Below are 13,619 nucleotides of genomic sequence, written 5' to 3' on the forward strand. Positions count from 1 at the left end.
AGTACAAGTAATAGTAGGACCACATGTAGAATTTGTAGCAACTGAATTAAAAAAATTAGTATAATTTAATAAAAGAAGATAAAAATAGAGTTATTAATATTGTATTCATAATAAATCATCTACAAAAAGCTAATTGATTTTGTCAATTAGCTTTTTGTAAAAAACTAGTTGTTTTATGAGTAGTTTCAAAAAATTTTTTTAATTAATACATTATATTTACTAAGTAATAAAATATCTAGAGAAGGATCTAATAAATAAAGAAGTAAATATTGCTTAAAGTCTATCTATTATTCTACCTAAAATAAGAGTTGGGATATTTAAAAGGAAAAGTTTTTAATGATAATAAACATATCAATTTAAATATAGTAAAATTTTAAGTGTAGAGAAGCTATTATGTAAATATAGTAGAAAAAAAAGAAAGGATTCCAGAATATATAAAAAATTATAGAAAGGTATTGAATCAGATCAGTTAATTCTAAACATTTTAATTTTTTTAAAATTCAAAAAGTAAATAATATGAAATTGTTATATTATATTTTCAATAAAAAATTATAGATTTAGATTAGTTAATTATTGAAACCCTTATAAATTTTGTATAAAAAAGACACCTTTTATATTAAAAAGGTGTCTTTTAAATCTTAATTTTAGAAATGTTAAATAAATAATCTTATTTATTTAAACATATTCATAAAGAAAGTAATAATAACTGCGTTGAAGAAGTCAATAAATAATGAACCAACTAAAGGAATAACAAAGAAAGCTTTAACAGATGGTCCATTTGCTTTAGTGAATGCTTCCATATTAGCCATTGCATTAGGAGTAGCTCCTAAACCAAATCCACAATGTCCACAAGCTATAACAGCAGCATCGTAATCTCTTCCCATGATATTAAATGTAATGAAGTAAGCAAAAATTCCCATTATGAAAGTTTGAATTAAAAGCATAGCAACTAAAGGTAAAGCTAATGCAGCAAGCTCCCAAAGTTTCATAGACATTAATGCCATAGAAAGGAATACAGATAAAGCGATATTTCCTAACATAGAAATTTCATTTAAAGGTAATTTCTTTTTTGCCATATCCATAACATTTCTAAGTAGAGCTGCAACAACCATAGGACCTAAGTAAACAGGGATAGCAAATCCTAAATGCTCTTTAACAAAAGGAGGAATCCATGCTCCACATCCCATAGCTAAACCAATGAAAACAACAGCTTGGAAAATAGTAGTTTCACTTACTTTTTCCTCATAAGTATCCATATCTCCTTCAAAAACTTCATTATCTATTTCTCTTTTAGTTTGTTGAGGTGCTTGATCTTTTTTCGCTATTAAGTTATGTTTTTCCATAAGCTTTTTAGCTATTGGCCCTCCAATTAAACATCCAGCTACTAACCCATATGTAGCAGAAGCAATAGCAACAGAAAAAGCACCACCAGCACCAGCTTCTTCTAATAATGGTCCAAAAGCACCAGCAGTTCCATGTCCACCAGTTAAAGGAATTGAACCAGCAGCAAGACCTATATAAGGATGTAATCCAAATATTTTAGCAAGAAAAACACCTAATGAATCTTGAATAACTACAAGAATAACAGCAGAAAGTAAGAATAAAACAACTCCAACTCCACCTTTTTTTAATAATTCAAAACTTGCTAAATACCCAACTGTAGAATAAAAAGCAACCATTAAGAAATCTTTTAAAACTCCATCAAATGCGAAAGAAAAGGCACCAGTAATATGTCCTATTAAAAGAATTATAGAAAAGACAACACCACCAACAACTGGTCCAGGAATAAAGAATCTTTCTAGAATAGGAAATTTCTTTTTGATAGCACTACCTACTAGTAATACTAAGATAGCTATAGCTAAAGTTTCAGCCATATTAAAAGTAAAAGTCATAAATAATACCCCCTATATAAAATGTTTATTAATGTATATTCTAATCATAGAATATATTTTAGGAATTTAATTAGTACTAATAGTTCTAAAATAGTTAGAACAGTATAAAATTAAAATGAATTCATATAATAAATATACCATATAAAAAAATAAAATAAAAATTCATATATTTAATAAAAATAAAATATTAATATATATATTATATATTATTTTTTAAGAAATATATAATTATAAATATATAAAGTAGTAATTTAAATTAAGAAAAATATAGTTGACTAAAATAAAAAAATAAGGGATAATTAAAATATAAAATAATTTTTTAAGGAGGAATTAATATACTAAAAATATATTAAAAAATGATAAATGGTACAAAGTTTATTAAAAGCAATAGAATTATTAGAATTATTAAAAAAATCTGAAGAAAGTTGTTCAATAGCACAACTTTCAAATGAGTTAAATATCCCTCCTAGTACAGTTCATAGAATATTAAAGACTTTGTGTACATCTTTATATGTAGTAAAAGATGAGAAGTCACATGAATATAGATTAGGACCTGCTTTAATTCCATTAGGAACAGCAGCTTCTAAACATTTACATTTACAAAATATAGCACATGAAGTTTTAAAAAGAATAGCTGCTGAAACTGGGGAAGATACTTTCTTAATTATACCAGTTGAGTATAAAGGAATAGTTTTAGAAAGAATAGATGGGAAAAGAACTTTAAAATTAGTAGAGGAATTTGGAGATGAATTATACCTTCACTATGGAGCTATAAGAAAAGCTATATTAGCATTTCAAACTGAAGATTTCATTAATAAATATATAAAAGAAGTATTAGATAAAGGAAAAACTAATTTAAGAATAACACCATTAGAATTGAGAGAAAAATTAAAGAAAATAAGATTAGAAGGAGTTTCTACTTCTTCAGGGGATTATGCAAAAGGAACTTTTGGAATAGGAGCACCTATAAGAAATAGTTCAGGTCAAGTAATAGCTTCTTTAGGAGTTGTAGTAGCAAAACCAAAGTTATTTTTAGAAGAAAGGATAGAATATTTAAAAAAAGTAATAAAGTCTTCAGCACAAGAAATTTCTAATAAGATGGGATATTTTTAGAAACTATATGAAAAGAAAGAGTACAAAATTATCTGAAAAAAACTTAAAATAAAGTGATAAAAAATAATAAAATGTATTGACGTAAAAAACAAAATGTATTATAATTATTTTGTAAAAATGAAATGCATTCCATAATATGGAATCACAAAAAGAAGAGGAGGTGTAAAAAATGTTTGCTGGAAGTACTATGGGGATATTTGAATCTATAATAGTTTCTGCTTTAGGTTTATCTGTTGTTTTTACAGCTTTAGCAATATTAGCTATCGCTATTATAATTTTTTCTAAAATCTTCAATTGTCTAGGATTAGCTGAGGAAAAAGTAGCTCCAAAAGTAGCAAAACCTGTTGAAGAAAACCTAGATGAAGAACATTGTGCTGTAATAGTATCAGCTATTTCAGAAGAATTACGTTCTAAGAGAGGAAATTACAGAATTAAATCTATAAAAGAAATTAAGTAGTAAAAAATTAAGGTTTAATTCTTACAAAACAAAAAATTAAAAAAATTAAGAAAAATTTATGAAAGGATGGTTTTTAAAAGAATGAAGTATATTGCCAATGTAAATGGAAAAAGATATGAAATAGAATTAGAGAGAGTAGAAGAATATAGACCAATGACACGTGAGGAAGTAACAGCTCCAGCTATTGCAGCTGCACCTGTTAAAGTAGAAGTTCAAGCTCCAGTAGCACCACAACCAGTAAACAATACACCAGCACCACAACCTGTAGCAACAGCTGCAGCACCAGTTTCAGGAGGAGCTTCAACTGTAGTAGCACCATTACCAGGAACAATTTTAGATATAAAAGTAACACCAGGAACACCTGTAAAAACTGGTCAAATAGTAATAATAATGGAAGCAATGAAGATGGAAACAGAAGTTGTAGCAGCTACTGATGGGGTAGTAGATACTATCCTAGTAAAAAAAGGTGATGCAGTAGATACAGATGCAACTCTAATTACATTAAAATAAGGAGGAGTTGTAAATGAATTTTATAGAAGTTTTTAAAGGAATTGTATTAGAATCAGGATTTGTTGGAGCTACATGGCAAGAACTCGTTATGATTTTAATTTCATTTGCATTAATCTATATGGCTATTGTAAAAAAATATGAACCGCTATTACTTTTACCAATAGCTTTTGGAATGTTTTTAGCGAATTTACCATTAGCAGGACTTATGAAGGAAGCTGAGCCTTGGTACTCATCAGGGGTATTAAGAATAATATATAGTGGAGTAAAAAGTAGTTTATTCCCTTGTTTAATATTTACATGTGTTGGAGCTATGACAGATTTTGGACCATTAATAGCTAATCCAATTAGTTTATTACTTGGAGCAGCAGCACAATTTGGAATTTATATTGCATTTATGTTAGCTAATGCTACAGGATTATTTACAGTAGGAGAAGCAGCAGCAATAGGAATAATTGGTGGAGCTGATGGACCAACAGCTATTTATATAGCAAACAACTTAGCACCAGAATTAGTAGCACCAATAGCAGTTGCAGCATATTCATATATGGCATTAATCCCAATGATTCAACCACCAATTATGAGAGCTTTAACAACTGAAAAAGAAAGAAAAATAAAAATGGGACAATTAAGAAAAGTAACAAAAGTAGAAAAAGTAGTTTTCCCAGTATTTGTTACATTATTCTGTGCTTTATTATTACCTTCTACAGCACCTTTAATTGGAATGTTGATGTATGGAAACTTATTAAAAGAGTCAGGAGTAGTAGCACGTTTATCTGATACAGCTCAAAATGCATTATGTAATTTAGTAACTTTATTATTAGGTTTAGCAGTTGGAGCTACAGCAAATGGAACATTATTCTTACGTACTCAGACTTTAGCTATTATAGGAATGGGACTTATGGCATTCTGTTTTTCAACAGTTGGAGGAGTTTTATTAGGAAAACTTTTATGTTTAATAACAGGTGGGAAAATTAATCCACTTATTGGTTCAGCAGGAGTGTCAGCAGTACCAATGGCAGCACGTGTATCACAAGTAGAAGGAGCAAAAGCTAATCCTACAAACTTCTTATTAATGCATGCAATGGGACCAAATGTTGCAGGTGTTATTGGTTCAGCAGTTGCAGCTGGATTCTTTATGATGGTTTTTGGTAAATAATTTTATAAAAAATACTATAAAATAAAACTTTAAGGAGGTTTTTGACGTGGAAAGTAAAATAATGTCTTTAAAAGACGCAGTAGCAAAATATGTCAAAAATGGAGATCATATGGTTATAGGAGGATTTACAACAAATAGAAAACCATATGCACTAGTTTATGAAATTTTGAGACAAGGATTTACAGATTTTGTTGGAGAATCAGGACCTGCAGGTGGAGATTGGGATATGTTAATAGGAGCTGGAAGAGTAAAGGCTTATATTAACTGTTATACAGCTAACTCAGGAGTAACAAATGTTTCTAGACGTTTTAGAGCATGGTATGAACAAGGAAAATTAAATATGGAAGATTATTCTCAAGACGTTATAATGTTAATGTTACATGCAGCTTCATTAGGATTACCATATTTACCAGTTCGTTTAATGATGGGAACTGACTTAGTAAATAAATGGGGAATTTCAAGAGAAGTTAGAGAAACAATAGATAAATTACCTAATGATAAATTTGTGTATGTCGAAAATCCATTTAAACCAGGAGAAAAAGTAGTTGCAGTACCTGTTCCTCAAATAGATTTAGCAATAATACATGTACAAAAAGCTTCTCCAGATGGAACTTGTTCTATAATAGGAGACGAATTCCATGATGTTGATATAGCTATAGCAGCTAAACGTTGTATTGTTACATGTGAACAAGTAGTAAGTAATGAAGAAATTCGTTTAGACCCTACTAAAAACTCAATAGCAGGATTCTGTGTTGATGCTGTTGTTCATGCTCCATATGGTGCACATCCATCTCAATGTTATGGATTCTATGATTATGATAATCCATTCTTAAAAATGTATGATGTTGCAAGTAAAACACAAGAAGATTTTGAAGCTTTCTTAAAAGAATGGGTATATGATGTGCCTACTCACGAAGCTTATTTAAATAAATTAGGTGCAGCTCGTCTAATAAATTTAAATATAGTTCCTGGATTAGGATATGCTAAAAAAGCTGAGGAGGTAAAGTAAATGGCAGATTATACTAATTATACAAATAAAGAAATGCAAGCAGTAACAATAGCAAAACAAATAAAAAATGGACAAATAGTTATAGTAGGAACTGGACTTCCATTGATTGGAGCATCTGTTGCTAAAAAAGTATTTGCACCTGAATGTAATATTATAGTAGAAAGTGGACTTATGGATTGTAATCCAATAGAAGTACCTAGAAGTGTTGGAGACAATAGATTTATGGCACATTGTTCTGTACAATGGCCAAACATTCGTTTCATAGGATTTGAAGCAAATGAATGGTTACATGATGAAAGTAGATTAGTTGCATTTATCGGTGGAGCTCAAATAGATCCATATGGAAATGTTAACTCAACTTCAATAGGAGATTATAATCATCCAAAAACTAGATTTACTGGTTCAGGAGGAGCAAATGGAATTGCAACTTATGCAAATACAATAATAATGATGCAACACGAAAAAAGAAGATTTATAGATAAAGTAGATTATATAACTTCTCCAGGATGGATGGATGGACCTGGTGGACGTGAAAAAGTAGGATTACCAGGGAATAGAGGGCCAATAATGGTTGTTACAGATAGAGGAATATTAAAATTTGATGAAGAAACTAAACGTATGTATCTTGCAGGATATTATCCAACTTCATCACCAGAAGATGTAAAAGAAAATACAGGATTTGATATAGATGTTTCTAGAGCAGTTCCATTAGAAGCTCCATCACCTGAAGTAATAAAAATGATAAGAGAAGAAATAGATCCAGGACAAGCCTTCATTAAAGTTCCAGTAGAAGAAAAATAATTTCTTTAAAATATCAAAATTATAGTAATGTATAAACTTAGGAGGAAATAAATGAATAATTATTCAATGCCAAGATATTTTCAAAATATGCCAACAGTTGGAAAACCTCTAGCTACAGCAAATTCTGAAAACATAGAAGCTTTAAAAGCTATAGAACTTGATATACATGAAACAATAAAAACAGTTCAAGCAGAAGGACGTACTGATGAATCTTTAAATGAATCAGGACAAATGACAGCTTTACAAAGAATAGCTGCTTTAGTAGATAAAGGAACATGGTGTCCTCTAAATACTATTTATAATCCTGAAGGAAACTCTAATGGTTCAACAGGTATAGTTAAAGGATTAGGAAGAATAAACGGAAAATGGGCTGTAATAGTAGCATCAGATAATAAAAAATTAGCTGGAGCATGGGTAGCTGGACAAGCTGATAATTTGTTAAGAGCGTCTGATACAGCAAAAACTTTAAGAATACCATTAGTATATGTTTTAAATTGTAGTGGTGTTAAATTTGATGAACAAAATAAAGTTTATCCAAATAGAAGAGGTGGAGGAACTCCATTCTTTAGAAATGCAGAATTGCAACAATTAGGAATTCCTGTAATAGTAGGAATTTATGGAACAAACCCAGCTGGTGGAGGATACCATAGTATAAGTCCAACTGTAATTATAGCTCATAGAAACGCAAATATGGCAGTAGGAGGAGCTGGAATTGTAGGAGGAATGAATCCAAAAGGATTTATTGATATGGAATCAGCTGAGCAAATAGCTGAAGCTACAGCAAAAGCAGGTAAACAAAATCCTCCAGGTTCAGTATCAATTCACTTTAATGAAACTGGATTTATGAGAGAAGTTTATCAAGAAGAATTAGGAGTAATAGAAGGAATAAAAAAATATATAGATATGTTACCTACATATGATTTAGAATTCTTTAGAGTAGATACACCAAAAGCTCCTAAATATTCTGCAGAAGATTTATATACAATAGTTCCTATAAATCAAAAGAAAACATATGATATATATGAAGTTATAGCTCGTCTATTTGATAACTCAGAATTTACTGAGTATAAAAAAGGATTTGGACCAGAAATAGTAACAGGTATGGCTAAAGTCAATGGATTATTAGTTGGAGTTGTTGCTAATGTACAAGGTTTATTAATGAAATATCCTGAATATAAAGAAAATTCAATTGGAATTGGAGGAAAGTTATATCGTCAAGGATTAATTAAAATGAATGAATTTGTAACTCTTTGTGGAAGAGATAAATTACCAATCGTATGGATTCAAGATACATCTGGAATAGATGTAGGTGATGATGCTGAAAAAGCTGAATTATTAGGATTAGGTCAATCTTTAATTTATTCAATTGAAAATTCAAATGTTCCTCAATTTGAAGTTACATTAAGAAAAGGAAGTGCAGCAGCTCACTATGTATTAGGAGGACCACAAGGAAATAATACTAACGTATTTACAGTAGGAACTGCAGCAACAGAAATGTATGTAATGAATGGTGAAACAGCTTCAATAGCTATGTATTCAAGAAAATTAGCTAAGGATAAAAAAGCTGGTAAAGACTTACAACCTACAATAGATAAAATGAATGCTTTAATAGATAAATTTACTGCAGAATCAAGACCAAAAGCATGTGCAGTAGCAGGAATGGTTGATGAAATAGTTGATATGACAATGATTCGTCCATATATTGAAGCATTTGTAGAAGCAGCATATCAAAATCCAAAAGCAATTTGTGCATTCCATCAAATGTTATTACCAAGAGCTACTCGTGATTTTGATAATTACACAAAAAAATAATAAAAAAATAGAATTACAATAGCAATATTTCACCTTGTAAGAGGTGAAATATTGTTCTATTATATAAAATGTAAGAAAAGAAGGAAACGGAGGAAATTAATGTACACAATGGGAATTGATATTGGTTCTACTGCATCTAAAAGTGTTATACTTAAAGATGGAAAAGAGATTATCAGTAAAGCCGTTATTAATGTAGGAGCAGGTACAAGTGGTCCAGGTAGAGTTATAGAAGAAGTAACTAAGCAAGTTGGACTAAAAAGAGAAGATATTGATTGTGTTTTAGCTACTGGATATGGACGTAATTCACTTTTAGAGTGGGCAGATTATCAAATGAGTGAATTAAGTTGTCATGCAAAAGGAGCTAGCTATCTATTTCCAAATGTAAAAACAGTAATTGATATTGGAGGTCAAGACGCAAAAGTATTAAAAGTAGGACCTAATGGAGTATTAATTAACTTTGTAATGAATGATAAATGTGCAGCAGGAACAGGAAGATTTTTAGATGTAATGGCTAAAGTCTTAGAAGTTAAGGTTAGCGATTTGCAAACTTTATCTGCTGAATCGACAAAGGATGTAAGTATAAGCTCAACTTGTACAGTATTTGCTGAATCAGAAGTTATATCTCAATTAGCAAAAGGAACAGATAAAAGAGATATAATAAAAGGAATTCATCGTTCTGTAGCAGGTAGAGTAGGTGGATTAGCAAAAAGAGTAGGGTTAGAAGACGATTTAGTTATGACAGGTGGTGTTGCTTTAAATGGTGGAGTTGTAAAAGCAATGTCAGAAGAATTAGGAAAAGAAGTAAAAACATCTCCATTAACTCAATTTACAGGAGCTATTGGAGCAGCATTATTTGCATATCAAAAAATACAAAGGAGTGAATAGAATGAGCGAAGTAAATAAGCCAGTAGAAGAGAAAAAACCAGCTAAGGTTGTACTTAGAGAATTAGTAGAAAGAGAAGTTTATCAAGCAGCATGGGAAGCTAAGAAAAAAGGAGAACCAGTAGGTTGGTCATCTTCTAAATTCCCTTCAGAAATATGTGAAGCTTTAGGTTTAAAATTAGTTTATCCTGAAAACCAAGCAGCAGCTATTGGGGCTAAACATGGTGGAGAGAGAATGTGTGAACATGCAGAAGCTATGGGATATGATAATGATATTTGTGCTTATACAAGAATAAGTTTAGCATATGCAGCAGGATATGAAGCTGAAGAAAAACCAATGCCTCAACCAGATTTCGTATTATGTTGTAATAATATTTGTAACTGTATGACAAAATGGTATGAAAATATAGCAAGAATGCATAATATTCCATTAATTATGATAGACGTTCCATATAGTAATACAAAAGAAGTAAGCCAAGCTCAAGTAGATTACTTAAGAGGACAATTTGATGAGGCTATTGAAAAATTAGAAAAAATAGCTGGACGTAAAATGGATATGAAAAAATTTGAAGAAGCATGTGAAAATGCAAATCGTTCAGCAAAAGCATGGTTAAAAGTATGTTCATATTTACAATATAAACCAGCACCATTCGCAGGATTTGACTTATTTAACCATATGGCTGATATAGTAACAGCTCGTGCTAAAAAAGCTACAGCAGAAGCATTTGAAGCATTAGCTGCAGAATTAGAAGAAAACGTAAAAACTGGAAAATCAACTTGGAAATATGATGAAAATTATAGAATCATGTTTGAAGGAATTCCTTGTTGGCCACAATTACAAAAATTATTTGCTCCTTTAAAAGAAAGAGGAATAAATACAACAGCAGTTGTTTATGCACCAGCTTTTGGATTTGTATATAACAATATGGATGAATTAATGAGAGCTTATTGTGTTGCACCAAACTCAGTTTGCTTAGAAAAAGGTGTTGAATGGAGAGAAACTCTATGTAAAGAAAACCATGTTGATGGAATATTAGTTCACTACAACAGAAGTTGTAAACCATGGAGTGGATATATGCCTGAAATGGAAAGAAGATTCCGTAAAGATTTAGGAGTTGCTGTTGCAGGATTTGATGGAGACCAAGCAGACCCTAGAAACTTCTCTGACGAGCAATATAGAACTCGTGTTGAAGGATTATTTGAAGTAATGGAAGCAAATAAAGCTAAAAGATTAGCTGCTGAAAAAGAGGGAGGAGACAAATAATGACTAGAATAGAGGAATTATTAAATAATTTTAGAGAGATAGCTTATCATCCAGAAAAACAAATGGCTAAATACAAAGAAGAAGGAAAAAAATTAATTGGATGTTTCCCATATTATATACCAGAAGAAATAGTTTATGCAGCAGGAATGGTACCTTTTGGTGTTTGGGGAACTCATGGAACAATAAGTAGAGCAAAAGAATATTTTGCATCTTTCTATTGTACAATAGCACAAATGAGTTTAGAAATGGCATTAGAAGGAAAATTAGATGGATTATCAGGAGTAATATTATCATCTATGTGTGATACTTTACGTCCATTAACACAAAACTTTAAAGTAGCTATCCCTCAATTACCATTTATGTTTTTGGCTCATCCACAAAATAGAAAACCAGAATATGGAATTAAATATACAATGAATGAATTTACTAGATTAAAAGGACAATTAGAAGAAATAGCTGGACATAAAATAGAAGATGAAAAATTACATGAAGCTTTCAAAGTTTATAATGAAAGTAGAGCTACAAGAAGAGAATTCGTAAAATTAGCTGGAAAACACCCTGAAGTAATATCAGCTGTAAGTAGATCAGCAGTTTTAAAAAGTGCTTTCTTCATGTTAAAAGATGAACATACAGCAATGTTAAAAGAATTAAACAATGAATTAGCAAAATTACCAGAAGTAAAATGGAATGGAGTAAAAGTTCTTACATCTGGAATAATTTTAGATAATCCAACATTATTAGGATTATTTGATGAATACAAAATAGCAATAGTAGCTGATGATGTAGCTCATGAATCAAGAGCATTTACAACAGATGTTCCAATGGATATAGAAGATCCAATTAGAGCTTTAGCAGTACAATTTGCTAACCAAGATAATGATACAATTTTATATGACCCATTAATTGAAGAGCGTCCAAAATATGTAGCAAGAAAAGCTAAAGAAGCAGGAGCAGATGGAGTTGTAATAGCAATGATGCAATTCTGTGACCCTGAAGAATTAGAATATCCATCATTAAGAAAAGCTCTTAATGAAGCTGGATTACCACATATTAAGTTTGGATTTGACCAACAAATGGTTGACTTTGGACAAGCAAGAACTTCATTACAAGCATTCGCAGAAAGTTTATAATATTGTAAAAAAAGCACGATTGTATCGTGCTTTTTTATTATTTAGGAAATTATGATTTTTTAATTGAAAAACTTATTAAAAAGAACACAAAAATAAAGGTAAAATTTATTAAAAAATATAGTATAATATAAAATATAGAGATTTTTAAATTACAAAAAAGTTGTGTTTGTGAAAGTTATTAAGTGCTAAATGATTAAGGAAAAGCATAATGAAAACTATATTTAGTAGTATAAATCATAGAAGTTTCATACTTAGAACAAGAGATTGGATTTTATTTGAAACTTCTATATCTTTTCTACCCAAGAAAGTTTTTTTCTAAAGAAATTAAATCTAAGAATCTTAATTTTTTTAGTTTTATTATTTTTAGAATAAATATCATATCTTCTAATTATTTTAAAGTATTTAGGAGTAATATGAGAAATTAAACATCTGAAGAAATCTCTTAAAGAAAAAGTAACAAAAATCTTATTGTCATTATTTGGTTTTTGGTACCAAAATGTAATGTTTTTAGAATCAAAAAAATAATTCTATATTCAACAATAGCTGGTCTTACAAGCTTGACCAAGATATTTTGCAATATTTTGAATATTATTAATAATATTATTAGGATTAACATAAAATCCATTAGAATATTTTTTATAAGTGATGGAAATTTTATTTTTAAGAGTAATAGAACTATTAGATTTAGCGAAAGAAGCAATAATATCAATAGAATATTTTTGCCAAGATTTTCTAAGAGGTCTCTAAGGAAGAGAATTAAGAGTTTTCTAAATCCCTTTAATATAAAAACCACCAAAAGTAACAATAGCATAAATATGAGGATTCTAAGATATATCTCTAGAAAAAGCATGAATATTAGTGATAACTCTCTAATTATATATACCAATTTTTTTAAAAGAATATTTAATAGAATAATAAGTAGCATCAGAAAGATTTTTAAGTAATTGTAGATTATTAAAGAAAAAATTTCTAATGAAACCAGTAGGTAAAGAAAAAGTCATATAAATATGAGAAACAAGAGAAGAAGCTCAATTTTCAGTATAAATTTTACCACAAGAAGAATAAAATTTAGATTTACAAGAAAAAGGTTGAATAAATTTATGAAGATAAGAAGTACAAAGGAATGGAGAGAAACAGAACTTAGAATCAGTGCCATGTAAAAAGAATTGAGATTGTTAAGAATATTTTATTTATGCTCATCAGAAAAGAAAGAAGAAATATTATCTTAGTATTCAAAAAAATATATTTAAGTTTATGATTACGAGAAATAAAATTATTATTTATAAGTATATTATACACTAAAAAATAGAATTAAATAATAAATTTTGTTTAGAATATTTTACTAAATTAATAAATATTAAATGAGTCAGAGATATTATAATAAAAGCTTTTAAAGTATAAAATATAAGTAATTAAATAAAAAAGATAATAAGAATTATTAATTTAAAAATAAAGGATATAAAAAATAAAAAAAGTATTGACAAATTTTAAATAATAATATATAATTAATCTTGTATGTGATGCCGCTTTAGCTCATCTGGTAGAGCAACTGACTTGTAATCAGTAGGTGACTGGTTCGATTCCGGTAAGCGG

The 13,619-nt window shown here is 29.4% G+C and carries 12 protein-coding genes and 1 pseudogene; 11 read left to right on the top strand and 2 right to left on the bottom strand.

From position 1 onward, the window contains the following. Nucleotides 1-671: 671 nt before the first annotated feature. A complete protein-coding gene (gene gltS / locus HF862_RS09595; protein WP_170187647.1) occupies nt 672-1,892 on the bottom strand; it encodes a sodium/glutamate symporter in 1,221 nt (406 codons plus the stop codon). Between the two features lie 363 nt (nt 1,893-2,255). Between gltS and HF862_RS09600 the strand changes: the two genes are divergently transcribed. The 10 genes from HF862_RS09600 to HF862_RS09645 all read left to right on the top strand — a co-directional run bounded on the left by HF862_RS09600 (nt 2,256) and on the right by HF862_RS09645 (nt 12,026). Then, on the top strand, nt 2,256-3,005 hold the full coding sequence (locus tag HF862_RS09600; protein WP_170187648.1) for an IclR family transcriptional regulator: 750 nt from the start codon (nt 2,256-2,258) through the stop codon (nt 3,003-3,005). A gap of 169 nt (nt 3,006-3,174) precedes the next feature. After that, nucleotides 3,175-3,462, top strand: a complete 288-nt coding sequence (locus HF862_RS09605; RefSeq protein ID WP_170187649.1) for an OadG family transporter subunit — start codon at nt 3,175-3,177, stop codon at nt 3,460-3,462. A 66-nt stretch (nt 3,463-3,528) separates the two neighbouring features. Further along, on the top strand, nt 3,529-3,972 hold the full coding sequence (locus HF862_RS09610) for a biotin/lipoyl-containing protein (protein ID WP_240934818.1): 444 nt from the start codon (nt 3,529-3,531) through the stop codon (nt 3,970-3,972). A 13-nt stretch (nt 3,973-3,985) separates the two neighbouring features. Further along, on the top strand, nt 3,986-5,128 hold the full coding sequence (locus tag HF862_RS09615; protein WP_170187650.1) for a sodium ion-translocating decarboxylase subunit beta: 1,143 nt from the start codon (nt 3,986-3,988) through the stop codon (nt 5,126-5,128). 61 nt (nt 5,129-5,189) lie between these two features. Further along, nucleotides 5,190-6,137 (top strand): glutaconate CoA-transferase subunit A, encoded by a 948-nt coding sequence (gctA, locus tag HF862_RS09620; RefSeq protein WP_170187657.1) that lies wholly within the window; start codon nt 5,190-5,192, stop codon nt 6,135-6,137. Then, nucleotides 6,138-6,938, top strand: coding sequence for a glutaconate CoA-transferase subunit B (gctB, locus tag HF862_RS09625; protein WP_027129414.1), 801 nt, complete (start codon nt 6,138-6,140; stop codon nt 6,936-6,938). A gap of 51 nt (nt 6,939-6,989) precedes the next feature. Beyond that, nucleotides 6,990-8,750 carry an acyl-CoA carboxylase subunit beta gene (locus tag HF862_RS09630; RefSeq protein ID WP_170187651.1) on the top strand — a complete coding sequence of 587 codons (1,761 nt, stop codon included), beginning with the start codon at nt 6,990-6,992 and terminating at the stop codon, nt 8,748-8,750. 99 nt (nt 8,751-8,849) lie between these two features. Continuing rightward, a complete protein-coding gene (gene hgdC / locus HF862_RS09635; protein WP_170187652.1) occupies nt 8,850-9,635 on the top strand; it encodes a (R)-2-hydroxyglutaryl-CoA dehydratase activase HgdC in 786 nt (261 codons plus the stop codon). 1 nt (nt 9,636) lies between these two features. Beyond that, the gene (locus HF862_RS09640; protein WP_170187653.1) at nt 9,637-10,896 is read left to right on the top strand and encodes a 2-hydroxyacyl-CoA dehydratase subunit D; all 1,260 of its coding nucleotides are present in this window, start codon (nt 9,637-9,639) and stop codon (nt 10,894-10,896) included. Beyond that, on the top strand, nt 10,896-12,026 hold the full coding sequence (locus HF862_RS09645; RefSeq protein WP_170187654.1) for a 2-hydroxyacyl-CoA dehydratase subunit D: 1,131 nt from the start codon (nt 10,896-10,898) through the stop codon (nt 12,024-12,026). The genes HF862_RS09640 and HF862_RS09645 overlap by 1 nt, the downstream gene beginning before the upstream one ends. A gap of 284 nt (nt 12,027-12,310) precedes the next feature. Here HF862_RS09645 and HF862_RS10205 read toward each other — a convergent pair. Then, nucleotides 12,311-12,532, bottom strand: a pseudogene (locus HF862_RS10205) (transposase); the annotation flags it as partial. Nucleotides 12,533-13,033: 501 nt separating this feature from the next. On the opposite strand from HF862_RS10205, the gene HF862_RS09655 reads away from it, so the two are divergent. Then, nucleotides 13,034-13,186: a hypothetical protein gene (locus HF862_RS09655; protein ID WP_170187655.1), complete on the top strand. Its 153-nt coding sequence runs from the start codon at nt 13,034-13,036 to the stop codon at nt 13,184-13,186. The last annotated feature ends 433 nt before the right edge of the window (nt 13,187-13,619 follow it).

It is taken from the genome of Fusobacterium sp. FSA-380-WT-3A, from assembly GCF_012843705.1.
GTDB lineage: Bacteria > Fusobacteriota > Fusobacteriia > Fusobacteriales > Fusobacteriaceae > Fusobacterium_B.

What these genes read in the sequence shown, in the direction of transcription:
- gltS (WP_170187647.1), bottom strand. Translation starts at nt 1,892, where the DNA reads ATGACTTTTACTTTTAATATGGCTGAAACTTTAGCTATAGCTATCTTA.
- HF862_RS09600 (WP_170187648.1), top strand. Translation starts at nt 2,256, where the DNA reads ATGGTACAAAGTTTATTAAAAGCAATAGAATTATTAGAATTATTAAAA.
- HF862_RS09605 (WP_170187649.1), top strand. Translation starts at nt 3,175, where the DNA reads ATGTTTGCTGGAAGTACTATGGGGATATTTGAATCTATAATAGTTTCT.
- HF862_RS09610 (WP_240934818.1), top strand. Translation starts at nt 3,529, where the DNA reads ATGGTTTTTAAAAGAATGAAGTATATTGCCAATGTAAATGGAAAAAGA.
- HF862_RS09615 (WP_170187650.1), top strand. Translation starts at nt 3,986, where the DNA reads ATGAATTTTATAGAAGTTTTTAAAGGAATTGTATTAGAATCAGGATTT.
- gctA (WP_170187657.1), top strand. Translation starts at nt 5,190, where the DNA reads ATGTCTTTAAAAGACGCAGTAGCAAAATATGTCAAAAATGGAGATCAT.
- gctB (WP_027129414.1), top strand. Translation starts at nt 6,138, where the DNA reads ATGGCAGATTATACTAATTATACAAATAAAGAAATGCAAGCAGTAACA.
- HF862_RS09630 (WP_170187651.1), top strand. Translation starts at nt 6,990, where the DNA reads ATGAATAATTATTCAATGCCAAGATATTTTCAAAATATGCCAACAGTT.
- hgdC (WP_170187652.1), top strand. Translation starts at nt 8,850, where the DNA reads ATGTACACAATGGGAATTGATATTGGTTCTACTGCATCTAAAAGTGTT.
- HF862_RS09640 (WP_170187653.1), top strand. Translation starts at nt 9,637, where the DNA reads ATGAGCGAAGTAAATAAGCCAGTAGAAGAGAAAAAACCAGCTAAGGTT.
- HF862_RS09645 (WP_170187654.1), top strand. Translation starts at nt 10,896, where the DNA reads ATGACTAGAATAGAGGAATTATTAAATAATTTTAGAGAGATAGCTTAT.
- HF862_RS09655 (WP_170187655.1), top strand. Translation starts at nt 13,034, where the DNA reads ATGAGAAACAAGAGAAGAAGCTCAATTTTCAGTATAAATTTTACCACA.